This window comes from Xanthomonas sp. WHRI 6106, from assembly GCF_040202405.1.
Taxonomy (GTDB): domain Bacteria; phylum Pseudomonadota; class Gammaproteobacteria; order Xanthomonadales; family Xanthomonadaceae; genus Xanthomonas; species Xanthomonas cannabis.
Window position 1 is genome coordinate 74,492 of sequence record NZ_JBEGFC010000012.1, and the last position, 15,750, is coordinate 90,241.

A 15,750-nucleotide genomic window follows, 5' to 3' on the forward strand; every position below is an offset into this window, starting at 1 on the left:
CAGGAGCATGCAGATGCAACGCAAATGGAAAGATCGTGGCGTCACTGTGGTGTCCGTGGTGCTGCTGGCGCTCGGCCTGGGGCTGTGGATCGCGCTGCCGTGGATCTGGCTGGCGCCGGTCGCGGTACTGCTGGCGGTGTGGCTGGTCGCCACCCGCAGTGGCCGCCTGTCGCTGGCCGCTGCACGCATCGGCATCGCCAGCCTGCCGCAACGCTGGGGCTCCACCTCGGTGATCGTGGTCGGCATTGCCGGCGTGGTCGGTGTACTGGTGGCAATGCTGGCGATGGGCCAGGGCTTCCAGGCCACGCTCAACAGCACCGGCGACGACACCACCGCGATTGTCCTGCGCGGCGGCTCGCAGGCCGAGACCAACTCGGTGATCACCCGCGACCTGGTGCCACTGATCGGCAGCCTGCCGGGCATCGCCACCGATGCCAACGGGCGCCCGATGGTTTCGCCGGAGTTGTCGCAGGTGGTCAACGTCGCCTCCCGCTCTGATGGCACCGACGTCAACGCCCAGCTGCGCGGGGTGGGCGAACAGGCCTGGGCGGTGCACCCCAAGGTCAGGATCGTGCAGGGCCGCCGCTTCAACACTGGCCTGCGCGAGATCGTGGTCGGCAAGGGCGCGTTGAATCAGTTCCGCGGGCTGGAGCTGGGCAAGACGCTCACCCTGGGCAGCCAGCAATGGACGGTGGTCGGTGTCTTCGCCTCCGGCGATGCGCACGATTCGGAGCTGTGGACCGATGCGCAGACGCTGGCCACCACCTACAACCGCCGTGCGTACCAGTCGATCACCGCACGCACCAGCGGCAAGGCCGGCTTCGAGCAGTTCAAGACGGCAATGGCCGCCGACCCGCGGCTCAAGCTGGATGTGGAAACCACCCGCGCCTACTACGGCAAACAGGGCGGCGGCTTGAACAGGTTGATCAGCATCCTGGGCACGGTGATCGGCGCGATCATGGCGGTGGGCGCGGTGTTTGGCGCGCTCAACACGATGTATGCGGCAGTGGCCACGCGTGCGCGCGAGATCGCCACCATGCGCGCCATCGGCTTTCGCGGCACGCCGGTGATCATGGCGCTGATGCTGGAAACCATGCTGCTGGCACTGCTGGGCGGGCTGCTGGGCGGGCTGATCGCCTGGGCGGTGTTCAATGGCTATACCGTCTCCACACTGGGCAACAACTTCAGCCAGGTGGTGTTCCAGTTCAAGGTCTCGCCGGAGCTGCTGTGGAGCGGGCTGAAATGGGCGCTGGGCATCGGGCTGGTGGGCGGGCTGTTCCCGGCACTGCGCGCGGCGCGGTTGCCGATCACCACGGCATTGCGTGAGGTGTAGGCGGCCGTTGGCCCGCCGGAATTCGGGAGTGGGGATTGGGGATTCGTAGAGCCGAGCAAGGCGATGCGCTTGGTATCTGAATGTATTGCAGGCTGTCATCGTTTTGTCACTGCGTTGCGGTAGATGCGCAGGCCGGGCAGGCCGTAGCCTGCCCGGCTGTTGCATCCATCGATCTTCGCCATGACGCGCCTGATTCTGCTGGCCTGCGCCTGCCTGTGGCTGGCCGGCTGTTCTTCCTCTTCGACCTCGCTCAGCGAGCGCCTGGTTGCGCCCGGTGGCGTGTCGCCGTTGCTGGACGAAGAACGCATTGCCGCCACCATCGCCACGGTGCCCAACCGCAGCGGCCATGTGGTCACGCGCGATGGCGTGCCGATCTTCTGGCGGGCGATCGATCCCGGCCAGTACGCCATGCATTACCGCTACCTGGGCCAGCGCAACGACCCGGCGCATGCGCTTGACGTGGACTTCGGCTTCAGCGTGCCCACCACGCCGCCGCCGGCGCCGCGTGGCACCGTGGTGCTGCTGCATGGCTGGATGATGGATGGCGATTCGCTGCTGCCCTGGTCGCTGCAGCTGGCCCAGGCCGGCTACCGGGTGGTCACCATCGACCTGCGCAACCACGGCCATTCCGGCGGCGGGCCGTCCGGTTACGGCACGCGCGAATCCGATGACGTGATTGATGTGCTCGATGCCCTGCAGCCACGTGGCGAAATTGCCGGGCCGCTGTCCCTGTTCGGCATTTCCTATGGCGCGGCCACCGCACTGTTCACGGCCGACAAGCTCGGCCCGCGCGTGGCCGGCGTGGTGGCGATGGAATCGTTCGCCAATGCCGGCCGCGGCATCCGCGACATGGTGCCGCATCTGCTCGCCAGCCAGCCGCACGGGTGGCGCGGGCAGGCGGTGGCGGCCTATGCGCGCTGGCGCTATGCCGACCAGAATATCGATGCGGTGATCGCCGCCGCCGATACCCAGCTCAAGCTGGACCTGGACCGTGTCGATGTCGCGCACGCCCTGGCCGACACGCGCAGCTGCGTGCTGCTGTTGCATGGCGATGCCGATCAGCACATTCCGGTGGCGCATGGCCGCGCACTGGCATTGGCCAGCGCGCGTGCGCATTACGTCGAGCTTCCCGGCGAAAACCATCTGAGCCTGCCGCTACGGCTGGACCTGCTCGGCGGGCCGATCGATCACTGGCTGGCGCAGGTGCAACGCGACCCCGGCCATTGTCCTGCGCCGCCGGCGCTGCCCGCTTCCACGCTGGCAGTGGCCGGCCCATTGGCAATGCCACGCAGTTGATCGGGGCCAGCGCGGCGCCCGGATGCGAGGCCGTCGCGCTGATCAAGGCCACACGCCCTGCCTGCAGTGCGGCGCTTGCTCAGCGCGTGACCACCGGCTGCCGCGAACGCACCACGCTGTCGCCGACGAACAGCAGCAAGCCCAGCCAGATCGCCGCAAACCCGATCGCACGTCCCTGGTCGAACGGCTCATGGAAGAACCACACGCCCAGCAACAGCTGCAGGCTCGGCCCGATGTATTGCAGGATGCCCACCAGCGACAGCGGGATCCGCCGCACGCCGTACGCAAACCCGATCAGCGGGACCGCCGTCACCACGCCACCGAAGATCAGCAGCAGGTCGGTTCGCAGGTCCCAGCCGCTGAAGAACGCGCCGCCATGGCCCTGCTCGCCCCATGCGGCAAGCAGCAGTGCCGGCACGAACAGGTACACGCTCTCCACACCCAGCCCGGCCACCGGGTCCACCGACACCAGCTTGCGCAGCAACCCGTAGAGGCCGAACGAGATCGCCAGCCCCAGCGCGATCCACGGCGGTGCACCGGCATCGACGGTCAGCCACAGCACGCCTGCTGCAGCGCATGTCACCGCCAGCCACTGGATGCCACGCAGCCGCTCTTTCAGCACCAGCACGCCCAGCAACACGCTCAGCAATGGATTGATGAAGTAGCCCAGGCTGGCTTCGATCACATGCCCGGCATTGATGGCCCAGATATACAGGCCCCAATTGAAGGCAATCGCCACGCTGCTGGCGGCCAGCATCCACAGCGCGCGCGGCTGCGCGGCAATCGTGCGCCACCAATGCAGCCCCGAGGTCGCCACCAGCCACGCAACGACCAGCACTGCGCTCCACACGATGCGGTGCGCAATGATCTGCAGCGACGGCACCACCTTGAGCAGGTGCCAATACAGTGGCACCAGTCCCCAGATCACGAAGCTCGCGGCGGTCATCAACAGACCGCGCCGCGCCTCCACCGCCGACACCGGCACGACCGCGCTCATCGCCGCGCCTTGGCCAGGGTGACCACCAGCACGCCGGCCAGGATCACCGCCATCGCGCCGATGTCGTGGGCGGTGAAACGCTCGTGCCCCAGCCACGCGCCCAACGCCACCGCAATCACCGGATTGACGTAGGCATAGCTGCCGGCCAGTGCCGGGCGCACGTGATGCAGCAGCCAGACATAGGCGGTGAATGCCACGATCGAGCCGAACACGCACAGGTACGCCACTGCCATCAACCCCTGCGGGGTGGGCCAGACCTGCGGCCGCTCGCCGATCAACAGGCCGGTGCTCACCAGCAACACGCCGCCGCACAGCATCTGCCCGGCGGCGGTCATGAACGGCGATGGCAGGTCGCGGCCCCGCGACCACACCGAGCCGAATGCCCAGCCGATCGGCGCGATCAGCAGCAGCACCAGACCGCCCGGCGTTGCGGTCAGGCTGCTGCCGGCGTTGAGCCACACCACGCCCAGGAATCCGATCACGATGCCCAGCCATTCGCCGCCGCTGGCATGCTGCCCACGCAGGGCACCGAACAAGGCCATCCATAGCGGCACCGAGGCCACTGCAGTGGCGGCCAGGCCGGAGGACACGCTGCGCTCGGCCAGCACCACCATGCCGTTGCCCAACAGCAACAGCGCCGCGCCCATCAAGGCCACGTTCTTCCATTGCGCGCGCGTGGGCGCCGCCACGCCGCGCCAGCGCAATACGCCGTAGAGCACGCTGCCGGCGATGATGAAGCGCGCGCCGGACACCATCGTCAACGGCTGCGCACCGCCTTCCAGCGCGAAGCGGATCGCCAGATAGGTCGAGCCCCAGACCACATACACCAGCAACAACGCGAGAACGACCAGCCCGCTGCGCGCGGGTGCGGCAGCGTCGTGAGAGGAAGACATCGGACCTGCCAACTGCAGCGGAAGCTTCAATTCTAGATCACCTGCACGCGCCGACACCGCACAGACGGTGCGCAGCGCACGCGGTATGGTGCGCTCGACGCTCATCACGATGGAATGCCCATGCCACGTCGCACTCCCTGGTCGGCCCTGGTCGCGCTTGCCCTGTTCTCCACCACCGCAGCCGCCGCACGTGCACCCGAGCCCTGGGAGCTCACCGGCCATGCGCTGATCGATGCCGGGCTGGACGGCTCGCTGGCACCGGAGATCGACGCACCCGGGCAGCCCGAACTCAAGGTCATGGTGTCGGCCAGCCGTGCCGGCGCCTACCTGCTGGGCGTGGCCAGCGCCAGTTACCGCACGCAATGGTGCATGCCCGCAGGCAAGGCCGGCCCGCCGGATCTGCAAATGGTGCTGGCCGATCTCAGCGCATTGCCCGACGCGCGCCTGGATGAGCCCGCACCTGGCCTGATCGTCCAGGCGCTGGCCAAACGCTATCCGTGCCGCAAGTAGAACGCTTGCAGGAAGTCGCCTGCAAAGCGCTGCATGAGGCCGTGCTGCGCCGATGCCCTCCGCGTCGGCACCAGCGCAAGGCAGGCATGAAGCCGCGCTGGCGAAACGCGGCGGACGCCGCGGCCGTCACGCTCTGCAGCGGCGCACCAGCCGTCGTGCGGCACGTGTGGAGTGCGGACAGCACGCTCGGAGCCGGAGCGTCCACGTGGCGCAGTCCGATTCCAGGCAACCGACGCGCCCGCCTGCTGGCTGCGCAGCCGTTTTCGAGCGGCCCTTACCTGCGCGCCGCATCGCTGCGCGCGCGGATCGCCTTGAACTCCGAGCCATCCTGCCAGCTCGGCCACTGGCGGCCGTTGGCCAGTGCCACGCCCACGTCATAGACCAGGGTGGTATCGGCGGCGTGCCCGCTGGCATCCCACTGCGGCGTCCAGCGGTCGCAGGGCTGGTGGTAGCAATCGGCGAAGTATTGGTCACGCAGCGCCTTGCCCTTGGCAACGCCGCCTTCGAGCATGTCCAGGCCGGGGCCGGCGGTGATCGCCGGCACGCCCATGCGCGCGAACGCGAAATGGTCGGCGCGGTAGAAGAAGCCCGCCTCCAGATTCGGGTCCGGCGAATACGTGCGGCCACGCGCCTTGGCGGCCGTCTCCAGGTCGCCTTCCAGCGACACCCGTCCACGCCCCCACGAGGCGATGTCGCGGGTGGGGCCATCGGGGCTGAACATCTCCATGTTGAGCACCGCCACGGTCTTGTCCAATGGCGCCAGCGGATGCGCCGCGTAGTAGTTGGCACCGAGCAGGCCCTTTTCCTCTGCGGTCAATGCAATGAAATACAGCGTGCGCTGCGGCTTGGGGCCGGCGGCGAATACGCGCGCCAGTTCCAGCACGCTGGCAACGCCAGTGGCGTTGTCCACCGCGCCGCGTCGAATCGTGTCGCCACTGGCATCGGCCTTGCCGATCCCGAACGCATCCCAATGCGCAGAAAAGATCACCGTCTCGTCCGGGTGCTGGCTGCCGGTGAGCTTGGCCACCACGTTATGGGTGACCACCCGTTCGCGCTTGAGCTTGAACTCCACCGACAGCGTGGCATCGCCCAGCGCGACGGGCGCAAAATCGCGCTGCTGCGCGCGCGCCTTGGCCTGTTCGAAATCCAGCCCTGCCTGTTTGAACAGCGTCTGCGCCAGCGTGCGCTGCATCCAGCCACGCACCGGCACGTGCTGCGCCTTTGCATCGGCGTCGCTGCGTTCGATATCGAACAGCGGCGACAGACCCGAACTCTGCACCGTGGCCCAGCCGTACGCGGCCGGCGCAGTTTCGTGCACGATCAGCACCCCGGCCGCACCGCGCCGCGCGGCTTCTTCGTACTTGTAGGTCCAGCGGCCGTAGTAGGTCACCGCCTTGCCATCGAACGCACCCGGCTGCGCGCTCTCGAAGTCGGCATCGTTGATCAGCACCACCGCAATCTTGCCGCGCAGGTCCACGCCCTTGTAGTCGTCCCACTGCCGCTCCGGCGCGCTGATGCCGTAGCCCACGAACACCAGCGGCGCATCCTTCAGCGCCACTGCGGCCTGCGGACGCAGGCTCTGCAAGGTCACATCAGTGCCGTTGACCAGCGTCTGCGTCTTGCCGCCCACGCGCAGGCGCGCACGCACGGGGCCATCGACCTGCGCGCGCACCAGCGGCACTGCCTGGGTCCAGCTGCCCTGCTCGCCGCCCGGTTGCAGCCCGGCAGCCTTGAACTGCTCGACCAGGTAATCGACGGTGCGCTGCTCGCCGGCACTGGCCGGCGCGCGGCCCTCGAAGTCGTCCGATGCCAGCAGGCGCACATGCCGCGACAACGCCTCGGCATCGATGCCGCCACCGGGCAGATCGTTGGCGGCCTGTGCCACACCTCCCACAAACAGGCAGGCGGACAACAGCAGGATGCGCATCGGATTCACGGTGAGGCCTTGCAACGGATGGATGACAGATAGTTTACAAGCGCGCGGCCCGATCGGGAGCGCGATACCGCAGCCACCGGTTCGCTCCCGCGCGCGGCAGCGCTGCAAACCCGGCGTGCGTAGACGCTGACCACTGCGCGCACGTGCTGCAGCCACCGGGCCACGACGGCTCCGCGGTGGCATGATCGCCGGCAGCGATCAGGCATCGGCCACCGGTGCGAAGCAGTTTGCAGACATCGCGCAATGCGGCCAGTGCCGCAATCGACGCAGATGCCAGGCGCGTCATCGGCAGCGCTGGCCGGCCCCCGCACACGCAAGGCCATCAGCGCCAAGGTCGTCGGCTCAGCGTGCGGCGCGGTCCAGCCAGCACGCAAGCCCTTGCGCGTTGAGTTCGATATCGGTGCCCAGCAACTGCTCCACGCCCGCATCGTCCAGCAGGCAGCCGTGCTGCCGGGCGCGCTCCAGATACAGCTCCGTCAATGCGGCCACCAGGCAACGGTGGCGGTCTGCACGCGAGGCACAACCCACTGCAATCTCGGTCATCGCATGAATCTGCTGCACCAGCGCCTGCGCCAACGGTGCAGGCGATTCGACCCGCCCGTAGTGGGTGAGATACATCGCCTGCGGGTCGGTATCCATCAACCGCGCGATCGACTGCAGCATCGCCTCCGGTTCGAATTGCACTGGCGAGGAGGTCGGCAGAATGAAGGCGCCCTGCGCGCTGTCGAGCTGGCGATACGACAGCCCGAAAGTGTCGCCGGTGAACCAGCTGCGGCTGCGCGCATCCCACACGCACAGATGGTGGCGCGCGTGTCCGGGCGTGTCGCGTGTCAACAGTGCGCGCTCGCCCAACTGCACGCAGTGGCCATCGGCCGCTTCCACCACGCGCTCGGCCGGCACCGGCACGATCGCGCCATAACTGCGCGCCATCTCGGCCTGGCCATACACCGCGGTAGCGCCGGCGATCAGCCGCGCGGGGTCGACCAGGTGCGGCGCGCCACGCGGATGCACCAGCACGCGGGCATTGGGCAGATGCTGCAGCAATGCACCGGCGCCGCCGGCGTGATCCAGATGCACATGGGTCAGGATCAACCACTCCACCTGCGCCGGCGTCAGCTCCGCCGCCTGCAGGGCCGCCAGCAGGTGTGGCACCGAGTGCGAGGTCCCGCAATCGACAAACGCCGCGCGGTGCGCCTCCACAATCAGATACGCCGCATCGAACTGCACACCACCAAAACCGGTATCGATGGTGTGGATGCTGGAATCGGCCACTGCTGTCATTCCTACCCCGTCGCTCCCAGGACCACCGCAGTGTAGGCGCAGGGATTGCGCAGATGCTGTGCCGCCGGTTCCAGGCAACGACGAATTAACAGCATCCATCCCAGCGCCGGCGCGCGCTTGGCCAGCACGCAGTGCGCGATGTGGTCAACAATGCGTGCAAGGCCACCGCCCCTTGCACGCGTGCGCCGATCATGCCTCTCGCAGTGCCCGCATCGCCGCAAGAATCAGCGCTGCCTCGACCTGCGCATGCACGCCCGGCAACTGCAGATCACTGACCTGCTCGGCCTGTTTCAACCGTGCGATCAGTTGACCGGCATCGCGCGGCGAGGCAAACCCGTCGCTCTGCACCAGCAGTGCACCTGCGCCATCGTTCAATTTGAAATAGAACTGGCCATCGGGTTCGCGGTACTGCTTGAACACCGGCAAGGCGCGCTTTTCGCCGCCCTGCGCAACGGCAGGGCCGGCCTGATCGGCCAGGTCGCGCAGACCCACTGCGTGCCGCAGCTCGGCCAGCAGCGGCGTGGCATAGCGCGCACGCAGGCGTGCGCCCCCGGCGCGCAGGATCGCCTCGATCTTGGCCGGCTCGGCCATCAGCGCCTCGTAGCGCGTCCGCAACGGGCTGATCTCCTGATCGATCCGCTCGAACAGCTGCTGCTTGGCATCGCCCCAGCCGATGCCATCGGCAAAGGCCTGCGCGAAGGCGGCGGTTTCCTGCGGCGTGGCAAATGCCTGATACAGCTGGAACAACGCCGAGCCCTGCGTGTCCTTCGCTTCGCCCGGCGCGCGCGAATCGGTGAGGATGGAAAACACCAGCTTGCGCAGCTCCTCGCGCGAGGCGAACAGCGGGATGGTATTGCCGTAGCTCTTGCTCATCTTGCGGCCGTCCAGGCCCGGCAAGGTGGACACCTGCTCGTCGATCACCGCATCGGGCAAGGTGAAGAAATCACGGCCGTACACATGGTTGAACCGCTGCGCAAAGTCGCGCGCCATCTCGATGTGCTGGATCTGGTCGCGCCCCACCGGCACCTTGTGCGCATTGAAGATCAGGATGTCGGCCGCCATCAGCACCGGGTACATGAACAACCCGGCAGTCACGCCCGCATCGTCGTCCTCGCCGTCGGCGCGGTTCTTGTCCACCGCCGCCTTGTAGGCATGCGCGCGGTTGAGGATGCCCTTGCCGGCCACGCAGGTCAGCAACCACATCAACTCGGTGGTTTCGGGCACATCGGACTGCCGATAGAACCAGACCTTGTCCGGATCCAGGCCGCAGGCCAGCCAGCTGGCCGCGATCTCCAGCGTGGAGCGCTGGGTACGCGCCGGGTCCTGTGCCTTGATCAGGCTATGCAGGTCGGCAAGGAAGTAGAAGCTCTCCGCATCGGCGGCGGCGCTGGCCTGGATGGCCGGGCGGATCGCACCGACGTAATTGCCCAGGTGCGGGGTGCCGGAGGTGGTGATGCCGGTGAGGACGCGAGTGGTCATCTGCGTAGTGCCAGGAAGTCAGCGTGCAAGTTTAGCGGTTCCGCGCCTTGCCTATCGGGTGGCTGCCAGCGGTGTGTTGCCACCGGATTCCTGTCACCGCCCGCCACACGCAGAAACGGGCCGCATTGGCGGCCCGTCTGCAACGTCGCTCGCGCTGGGGGGACGCGATATGGATCAGGTGTCGTCGCGCAGGGATTCTTCGAAGGCGCGCACTTCGGTCTGGGCGCGGTCGCGGTCCCAGCCATACCGTTCCTGCAGCTTGCCCTGCAGGTATTCGGCATTACCTTCGGCAACCTTGAAATCGTCGTCGGTGAGGTCGCCCCATTTGGCCTGCATCTTGCCTTTGAGCTGGGTCCACTTGCCGGAAATGATCTCAGTGTTCATTGCGTTGACTCCGCTGCGATGCGGCCGCGATTGACCGTGGGATCAGGGTGCCCACGGATGCGTTCGTTGCTCATCAAGAGGTGTCAAGCCGGCGATCACCGCACTGAACCATTGCCGACGCGCGATACCGTCAACCGATCAGGCAATCGCGCAGCTGGGGTGCAACCAACACGCTGCCCAGGCCGGGCGCAAAAAAAACGGGCCTTGCGGCCCGTCTTTTTTGCATGCGGCGTCAGATCACTTACGCGCTGCGTCTTCCACCTTCTCGCCGGCGCCCTGCACGTCCTTGCCGGCACCTGCGACGGTGTTGCAACCCGACAGCATACCGACCGACAACACCGACAGCACCAGCAGCACAATTGCACGCTTCATAACAGACTCCTTCGTAGGTAAGCGGCCAGTTGCCGCAGATCAATCAAATCGAACACATCACACGCAAGACGTTGGGATCAGCACTTGCCGTCGCTGCATTTCTCGGCCGTCTTCTCGACCTTGTCGCCCGCACCCTGCATATCCTTGCCGGCGCCGGCCATGGTGTTGCAGCCAGTCATTACGCCGGCCGAAAACAGGCCCAGCACCATCAGTGTCAGCAGTCGCTTCATCGGTCTTCCTCGGTCTGCGCCCGGTGCGGTCGCACCTCGCTTGGCGCCAAATCTGACTGCGCGCACGTGGATTTGATGTGAACGGCAGCACGCCACGTTCAGCGCTGGATCAATCTCGCATCAGGGTCGACTTGCCGAACAGGCTCTCCACCAGATCCACTGCCAGTTCGGCGGTCGCGTTGCGATTGTCCAGCACCGGATTGAGTTCGACGATGTCCAGCGATCCCATGCGGCCGGTGTCGGCAATCATCTCCATCACCAGTTGCGCCTCGCGGTAGTTGGGGCCACCGGGCACCGTGGTGCCCACGCCCGGCGCGATGCTCGGGTCGAGGAAATCCACATCGAAACTGACATGCAGGTGGGTCTCGGCGCTCATGCCCTGCAGCGCGGCCTCCATGGTGCGCTTCATGCCGGCTTCGTCGATGTAGCGCATGTCGTAGACATCGATGCGGTGCTGCTTGATCAGCCGCTTCTCCTCCGGATCCACCGAGCGGATGCCGATCTGCCGCACCTGCTCGGGCAACAACGCCGGCGCACTGCCGCCCAGGTGGGTCAGCGCCTGCGGGCCCAGCCCGCACAGGCAGGCCACCGGCATGCCGTGCACATTGCCGGACGGGGTCACCTCGCTGGTGTTGAAATCCGAATGCGCGTCCAGCCACAGCACCCGCAACGGGCGCCCCTGCTCGCGGCAGTGCCTGGCCACCGCAGTGATCGAGCCGATGCCCAGGCAGTGGTCACCACCGAGCATGATCGGCATGCGCCCGGCCTGCAGTTCGGCATAGCTGGCGTCCATCAGCGCCTGGTTCCAGGCCACCACTTCGTCCAGATGCCGGTAGCCGGCCTGCGGCAGCTGCCAGGGATTGCGCGGGCCATCCAGGTTGCCCAGATCACGCACCTCCACGCCACGGCCGATCAGGGCCTCCTGCAAGCCGGCGATGCGCAGCGCCTCCGGCCCCATCCGTGCGCCGCGGTGGCCGGCACCGATGTCGGTGGGAACGCCTATCAGGGAAACCGGCAGGTACTGCGTTGCCATGCATTGCTCCAGCATCGAGAAAGCCGTGCAGTCTAGTGGCGCGCCCGGGCGCTGACGCGCGGCAGCGCAGCACGGCATGGCGCCTACATCGGCTTGCCGGCCTCATCCAGCTGGGAGGCGAGGGGTTTAGATCTGCCTCGTCGCGCCGTTACTGTGACGTGCCACGGCAGTTTGTGGCGCGCTGGACTTTGCAGATTCTGCTTGTCTGACCGCCCAGTGAAACCGCTGTGGCTGGTGTGACTGTGCGCTTATACCTGGATGGTATGGTGCGCCGGCCAGCGCAGGACATGCACCACGCACGCGCTCGAGCCATCAGCAACAGGGGATCTTCATGCCGCACAACGCCGTCAACCAGGTCGTCAAGGCCGCCGTGGGTGAAGTCGCGCGCGCGTCGCATCAGTACGACCTGCAGCGCATCGGGCGCGAATTTGCGCAGACGATCGAACGCGAGCCCGGCATCCGCCTGTTGATGCTGTCCACCGCCGATGGCCGCGCCATCGCCGAACACTCCAGCCTGGACGTGGATGGACGTCGCCTGGCGGCGATGGCCAACTCGTTCCTCACCCTGGGCGAGACCCTGGCGCGCGAATCGCGCCTGAGCGAGGCCGATTACGCCACCGTGAGCACTCCCGGGGGGCAGCTGGTGCTGATCCGCATCCGCGCCGACAAGCCGCTGACGCTGACGGCGGTGGGCGGGCCGGACCTCAATGCCGCCGCGCTGCTGTTCAATGCGCGCGATTGCGCCGGCCGCCTGGCCACCGCCCTGGCGCAGCCGGCCGGCTGAGGCCTGGCACTGTTCGTGCTTGCCTGAGCGCACCGATTTTTCTCACCGTTTGGAAGGGGACCACCGATGTCAAAACTCACTCTGGAACAACTGCATTCGCTCCCCGGTTTCGTGGGCGCCGCGCTGGTCGACAGCGATAGCGGCATGGCGCTGGGCATGACCGGCGGCACCGAGCTCAACCTCGAGCTGGCCGCGGCCGGCAATACCGACGTGGTGCGTGCCAAGCGCCGCATCGCCGAGCAGCTCGGCCTGAACGACACCATCGAAGACATCCTGATCACCCTGTCGCGCCAGTACCACCTGCTGCGCCCGCTGGAGAGGAACCCCACCTTGTTCCTGTACGTCGTGCTGGACCGCGCCAAGGCCAATCTGGCGATGGCCCGCCACGAGCTCAAGGCGTTCGAAAAGACCCTGGATTTCAGTTGATGCCCGACGGGCGGCGCCTGCGCGTCGCCTGCCCTGCCTGCCGGTACGTCCCGGCAGGCGTTGTCGCTTCATTGCGCCACGACGGCGCCCACTCATGACCACACCCATTCACGCCATGCGGGTCGCCACGGCCGGCCTGGACCTGCTGCACACCACGCGCCTGAAACTGGCGTGTTCGCTGCTGCTTGCCGAGCGCATCGACGTGCAATTGGGCGAGTGGCCGCAGCATGCGGCCGACGTGGTGGTGCTGGGTCTGGAAACCGCCGACGGCCTGGCCGCGTGGCAGGCGCTGCAGGGCCAGCCGGTGCGGGTGCTGGTGGTCTCGCGCACACCGGTTGCCGGCGCCTGGCTCAAGCATGGCGCCACGGTGCGCGAACTCAACGAGCAGATGCGCCTGTTGCTGTCCTCCCCGCATACCACCCAGGTGGCCGAACCGGCACTGCTGCTGCGCCATTGCCGCGGTGAATTCGGGCCCGGCACGGCGATGGTGCGGCATGCGAGCCTGCAGGTGCGGGTGGACCCGGCCAACGCTTGCGTGCATCTGCCGGCCGGCGTCGGCTTGCCCGCGCTGGTGGCCGCCCTGGACCGGCCCGGCTGGCAGCGTGTGGCCGACGACGCGGACGTCGCGCTGCCCCAACGGCTCTCCTTCGAAGCGCTGTACTTCGCCCTGCCCGAGCATCTGCGTCCCGCGCTGCCGGCGGTGGAGCCGGCGCATGCGTTGCAGCTGCGTCAGTGGCCCGAGCTGAGTGCCGACACCACCTCGCCCGCACACCTGCTGGCCATCGCCCACCTGCATGCGCGCCCGTGGCGTCCGCAGGCCCTGGCCAATGCTTGCAAGCTCCCGCTGCAAACGGTGGAATGCCTGTTCGCCGCTGCGCTTGCCAGCGGCCTTGCCCAGACTGCGGAGATTCCCGTGCCTTCTACGCCGCATCGTCCGGACAGCAGCAATTCCCGGTTCTTTTCCTGGGTCGCACGTCGGTTTGGCCTCTCACTCTTTCAGGCGCAGTCATGAGTCTTCCAGCCAACAAACTGGTGTTCGTTGGCGGCATGGGCGCCGGCAAGACCACGGCGGTACGTGCCATCTCCGATGTGGAGCCGGTCAGCACCGAAATGCCGCTCAGCCAGGATGCCTACGGCGACAAGACCTACACCACGGTCGCGCTGGATTACAGCTCGATCGAGCTGGAAGACGGCGAGTTGCTGCACGTCTATGGCGTGCCCGGGCAGAAATATCTGGATTTCATGTGGCCGCTGGTCTGCGACGGTGCGCTGGGCGTGATCGTGCTGACCAATGCGCGCGATCCGCAGATGCTCGAGGCCACCCTGGCCCTGCTGCGCGAGTTTTCGCAGATCGCGCCCGAGGCCAGCCTGGCGGTGGGCATCACCATGACCGACGAGGTCGAGGATTTCCTGGTGCCGCCGTTCCGCGAGGCACTGGTGGCCGAAGGCTTCCGCATCCCGGTGATGCGCGTGGATGCGCGTTCGGCCACCCAGATCACCTTCCTGGTGAAATCGCTGCTGTCCTATCGCTATACCTCGGCGACGTGATCGGCCGTAAGGCGCGCACGTGCCGTGCACGTACCGATAAACCGCACCGCTAAACAAGGAATCCGGTCACGACGGGCCTGAGAGGGCGTCACGCGGGGGATGCCGCCTCTAGGGTGGCGGCGACGCGTCCTTCTTCCTTGAAGCCAGAAACGCGACTCAGTCATGACACGAATGAGCGCTACGTCTGACTTGTTCAGTATGCCCAGGGGGCAGCGGCCGGGACATCGGGACGATTCCGACATCGCGCTGGACATATCGGTAATAAGTATTTGGCCATAGGGCCGGGATTCGGGATTGGGGATTGGGGTTGCGTCATGAGCTTGGGGATGGCGCGTGGGATGCCCTCGAAGCCGCCGCACCGCGGCGTCCACTGCTCACTGCAGGCATGCGCCCGCGGCAGTGGCCATCGTGTATCGCCAGGTGCTCGCTCGTCCAGCGTCGACAGCGCCCGGGCCGGCGTTGCCGCCGCGCTGCGGCTACTGGTCCATCGTCACGATCAGATAAAGTAGCGCGATGACAATCGAACTGAAGCCCGGCGGGCTATTGATCGCCATCGAAGGCATCGACGGCGCCGGCAAGACCACGCTGGCGAGCAGCCTGGCGACCACCTTGCAGACCGCCGGCGCACGCGTGGTCTCCAGCAAGGAGCCAACCAATGGCCCCTGGGGCACCCAGCTGCGTCAATCCGCAGCGACCGGGCGCCTGAGCGCGGACGACGAAGCCGAGCTGCTGATCCGCGATCGCCACGAACACGTGGACAATCTGATCGCGCCGGCGCTGGCGCGCGGCGACATCGTGATCCTGGACCGCTATTTCCCTTCGATGGTCGCCTATCAGGGCGCTGCCGGCCTGCCACTGGACGCACTGCTGGAACGCAACGCCTTCGCCCCGCGCCCGGATGTGCTGTTGCTGCTCGACCTGCCGCCGCCCACCGGCCTGGCCCGTATCCGCGCCCGCGGCGACGCACCCAACCATTTCGAAACCCAGGACAACCTGGAGCGCTGCCGCGCGATTTTTGCCGCACTGGAATTGCCGGGCAAACACGTGCTGGATGCCAGCGCCGACGCCGACAGCGTGCTGCGCCGCGCCCTCGCCATCGTTGTGGCCGCCCTGGCCGAGCGCGTAAGCGGCGACGCCGGCACGGCTGCGCTCCAGCTGCTCTCTGCCGGCCGTCCCGCCTGATCGCTGCGCGTCCAGCGCGGGGGCTGCGCACTTCAGGCCAGACAGGGCGGCCCAGCCGACCCGGGT

Annotated in this window: 17 protein-coding genes; 8 read left to right on the top strand and 9 right to left on the bottom strand. The window is 67.2% G+C overall.

Translation table 11 applies throughout. The features are described 5' to 3' along the window. The first annotated feature begins 7 nt into the window (after positions 1-7). Both ABQZ09_RS16595 and ABQZ09_RS16600 read left to right on the top strand, forming a co-directional pair. Positions 8-1,333, top strand: a complete 1,326-nt coding sequence (locus ABQZ09_RS16595) for an ABC transporter permease (RefSeq protein WP_228313541.1) — start codon at positions 8-10, stop codon at positions 1,331-1,333. A 180-nt stretch (positions 1,334-1,513) separates the two neighbouring features. Next, positions 1,514-2,629, top strand: a complete 1,116-nt coding sequence (locus ABQZ09_RS16600; RefSeq protein WP_349777406.1) for an alpha/beta hydrolase family protein — start codon at positions 1,514-1,516, stop codon at positions 2,627-2,629. A gap of 79 nt (positions 2,630-2,708) precedes the next feature. Here the strand turns inward: ABQZ09_RS16600 and rarD are convergent, their stop codons facing one another. Together rarD and yedA are read right to left on the bottom strand one after the other, a co-directional pair. Beyond that, positions 2,709-3,626: an EamA family transporter RarD gene (gene rarD, locus ABQZ09_RS16605; protein WP_228313539.1), complete on the bottom strand. Its 918-nt coding sequence runs from the start codon at positions 3,624-3,626 to the stop codon at positions 2,709-2,711. Next, the gene (gene yedA, locus ABQZ09_RS16610; RefSeq protein ID WP_349777407.1) at positions 3,623-4,519 is read right to left on the bottom strand and encodes a drug/metabolite exporter YedA; all 897 of its coding nucleotides are present in this window, start codon (positions 4,517-4,519) and stop codon (positions 3,623-3,625) included. Before yedA ends, rarD begins: the two co-directional genes overlap by 4 nt. A 120-nt stretch (positions 4,520-4,639) precedes the next feature. On the opposite strand from yedA, the gene ABQZ09_RS16615 reads away from it, so the two are divergent. Next, on the top strand, positions 4,640-5,029 hold the full coding sequence (locus tag ABQZ09_RS16615) for a Rap1a/Tai family immunity protein (protein ID WP_184557806.1): 390 nt from the start codon (positions 4,640-4,642) through the stop codon (positions 5,027-5,029). Positions 5,030-5,303: 274 nt separating this feature from the next. Here the strand turns inward: ABQZ09_RS16615 and ABQZ09_RS16620 are convergent, their stop codons facing one another. The 7 genes from ABQZ09_RS16620 to rocF all read right to left on the bottom strand — a co-directional run bounded on the left by ABQZ09_RS16620 (position 5,304) and on the right by rocF (position 11,744). Beyond that, the gene (locus ABQZ09_RS16620; RefSeq protein WP_166750784.1) at positions 5,304-6,956 is read right to left on the bottom strand and encodes a M28 family metallopeptidase; all 1,653 of its coding nucleotides are present in this window, start codon (positions 6,954-6,956) and stop codon (positions 5,304-5,306) included. Between the two features lie 351 nt (positions 6,957-7,307). After that, positions 7,308-8,246, bottom strand: coding sequence for an MBL fold metallo-hydrolase (locus tag ABQZ09_RS16625; RefSeq protein ID WP_039404585.1), 939 nt, complete (start codon positions 8,244-8,246; stop codon positions 7,308-7,310). 189 nt (positions 8,247-8,435) lie between these two features. Next, complete coding sequence (locus ABQZ09_RS16630; protein ID WP_039404588.1) at positions 8,436-9,725, bottom strand: tryptophan--tRNA ligase; 1,290 nt, start codon at positions 9,723-9,725, stop codon at positions 8,436-8,438. Between the two features lie 174 nt (positions 9,726-9,899). Next, positions 9,900-10,109 (bottom strand): CsbD family protein, encoded by a 210-nt coding sequence (locus ABQZ09_RS16635; protein WP_349777408.1) that lies wholly within the window; start codon positions 10,107-10,109, stop codon positions 9,900-9,902. 237 nt (positions 10,110-10,346) lie between these two features. Then, positions 10,347-10,481 carry an entericidin A/B family lipoprotein gene (locus ABQZ09_RS16640; RefSeq protein ID WP_016904515.1) on the bottom strand — a complete coding sequence of 45 codons (135 nt, stop codon included), beginning with the start codon at positions 10,479-10,481 and terminating at the stop codon, positions 10,347-10,349. Positions 10,482-10,558: 77 nt separating this feature from the next. Next, positions 10,559-10,711 (bottom strand): entericidin A/B family lipoprotein, encoded by a 153-nt coding sequence (locus ABQZ09_RS16645; protein WP_039404598.1) that lies wholly within the window; start codon positions 10,709-10,711, stop codon positions 10,559-10,561. 109 nt (positions 10,712-10,820) lie between these two features. Further along, the gene (gene rocF / locus ABQZ09_RS16650) at positions 10,821-11,744 is read right to left on the bottom strand and encodes an arginase (RefSeq protein ID WP_039404638.1); all 924 of its coding nucleotides are present in this window, start codon (positions 11,742-11,744) and stop codon (positions 10,821-10,823) included. 331 nt (positions 11,745-12,075) lie between these two features. On the opposite strand from rocF, the gene ABQZ09_RS16655 reads away from it, so the two are divergent. The 5 genes from ABQZ09_RS16655 to tmk all read left to right on the top strand — a co-directional run bounded on the left by ABQZ09_RS16655 (position 12,076) and on the right by tmk (position 15,684). After that, positions 12,076-12,528, top strand: coding sequence for a roadblock/LC7 domain-containing protein (locus ABQZ09_RS16655; protein ID WP_349777409.1), 453 nt, complete (start codon positions 12,076-12,078; stop codon positions 12,526-12,528). A 66-nt stretch (positions 12,529-12,594) separates the two neighbouring features. Then, positions 12,595-12,954 carry a roadblock/LC7 domain-containing protein gene (locus ABQZ09_RS16660; RefSeq protein WP_349777410.1) on the top strand — a complete coding sequence of 120 codons (360 nt, stop codon included), beginning with the start codon at positions 12,595-12,597 and terminating at the stop codon, positions 12,952-12,954. 94 nt (positions 12,955-13,048) lie between these two features. Continuing rightward, positions 13,049-13,966 carry a hypothetical protein gene (locus ABQZ09_RS16665; protein ID WP_349777411.1) on the top strand — a complete coding sequence of 306 codons (918 nt, stop codon included), beginning with the start codon at positions 13,049-13,051 and terminating at the stop codon, positions 13,964-13,966. Further along, positions 13,963-14,502: a GTP-binding protein gene (locus ABQZ09_RS16670; RefSeq protein ID WP_047692844.1), complete on the top strand. Its 540-nt coding sequence runs from the start codon at positions 13,963-13,965 to the stop codon at positions 14,500-14,502. Before ABQZ09_RS16665 ends, ABQZ09_RS16670 begins: the two co-directional genes overlap by 4 nt. Before the next feature lie 513 nt (positions 14,503-15,015). Next, on the top strand, positions 15,016-15,684 hold the full coding sequence (gene tmk / locus ABQZ09_RS16675; RefSeq protein ID WP_184557819.1) for a dTMP kinase: 669 nt from the start codon (positions 15,016-15,018) through the stop codon (positions 15,682-15,684). Positions 15,685-15,750: the final 66 nt, after the last annotated feature.

What these genes read in the sequence shown, in the direction of transcription:
- ABQZ09_RS16595 (WP_228313541.1), top strand. Translation starts at nt 8, where the DNA reads ATGCAGATGCAACGCAAATGGAAAGATCGTGGCGTCACTGTGGTGTCC.
- ABQZ09_RS16600 (WP_349777406.1), top strand. Translation starts at nt 1,514, where the DNA reads ATGACGCGCCTGATTCTGCTGGCCTGCGCCTGCCTGTGGCTGGCCGGC.
- rarD (WP_228313539.1), bottom strand. Translation starts at nt 3,626, where the DNA reads ATGAGCGCGGTCGTGCCGGTGTCGGCGGTGGAGGCGCGGCGCGGTCTG.
- yedA (WP_349777407.1), bottom strand. Translation starts at nt 4,519, where the DNA reads ATGTCTTCCTCTCACGACGCTGCCGCACCCGCGCGCAGCGGGCTGGTC.
- ABQZ09_RS16615 (WP_184557806.1), top strand. Translation starts at nt 4,640, where the DNA reads ATGCCACGTCGCACTCCCTGGTCGGCCCTGGTCGCGCTTGCCCTGTTC.
- ABQZ09_RS16620 (WP_166750784.1), bottom strand. Translation starts at nt 6,956, where the DNA reads ATGCGCATCCTGCTGTTGTCCGCCTGCCTGTTTGTGGGAGGTGTGGCA.
- ABQZ09_RS16625 (WP_039404585.1), bottom strand. Translation starts at nt 8,246, where the DNA reads ATGACAGCAGTGGCCGATTCCAGCATCCACACCATCGATACCGGTTTT.
- ABQZ09_RS16630 (WP_039404588.1), bottom strand. Translation starts at nt 9,725, where the DNA reads ATGACCACTCGCGTCCTCACCGGCATCACCACCTCCGGCACCCCGCAC.
- ABQZ09_RS16635 (WP_349777408.1), bottom strand. Translation starts at nt 10,109, where the DNA reads ATGAACACTGAGATCATTTCCGGCAAGTGGACCCAGCTCAAAGGCAAG.
- ABQZ09_RS16640 (WP_016904515.1), bottom strand. Translation starts at nt 10,481, where the DNA reads ATGAAGCGTGCAATTGTGCTGCTGGTGCTGTCGGTGTTGTCGGTCGGT.
- ABQZ09_RS16645 (WP_039404598.1), bottom strand. Translation starts at nt 10,711, where the DNA reads ATGAAGCGACTGCTGACACTGATGGTGCTGGGCCTGTTTTCGGCCGGC.
- rocF (WP_039404638.1), bottom strand. Translation starts at nt 11,744, where the DNA reads ATGGCAACGCAGTACCTGCCGGTTTCCCTGATAGGCGTTCCCACCGAC.
- ABQZ09_RS16655 (WP_349777409.1), top strand. Translation starts at nt 12,076, where the DNA reads ATGCCGCACAACGCCGTCAACCAGGTCGTCAAGGCCGCCGTGGGTGAA.
- ABQZ09_RS16660 (WP_349777410.1), top strand. Translation starts at nt 12,595, where the DNA reads ATGTCAAAACTCACTCTGGAACAACTGCATTCGCTCCCCGGTTTCGTG.
- ABQZ09_RS16665 (WP_349777411.1), top strand. Translation starts at nt 13,049, where the DNA reads ATGACCACACCCATTCACGCCATGCGGGTCGCCACGGCCGGCCTGGAC.
- ABQZ09_RS16670 (WP_047692844.1), top strand. Translation starts at nt 13,963, where the DNA reads ATGAGTCTTCCAGCCAACAAACTGGTGTTCGTTGGCGGCATGGGCGCC.
- tmk (WP_184557819.1), top strand. Translation starts at nt 15,016, where the DNA reads ATGACAATCGAACTGAAGCCCGGCGGGCTATTGATCGCCATCGAAGGC.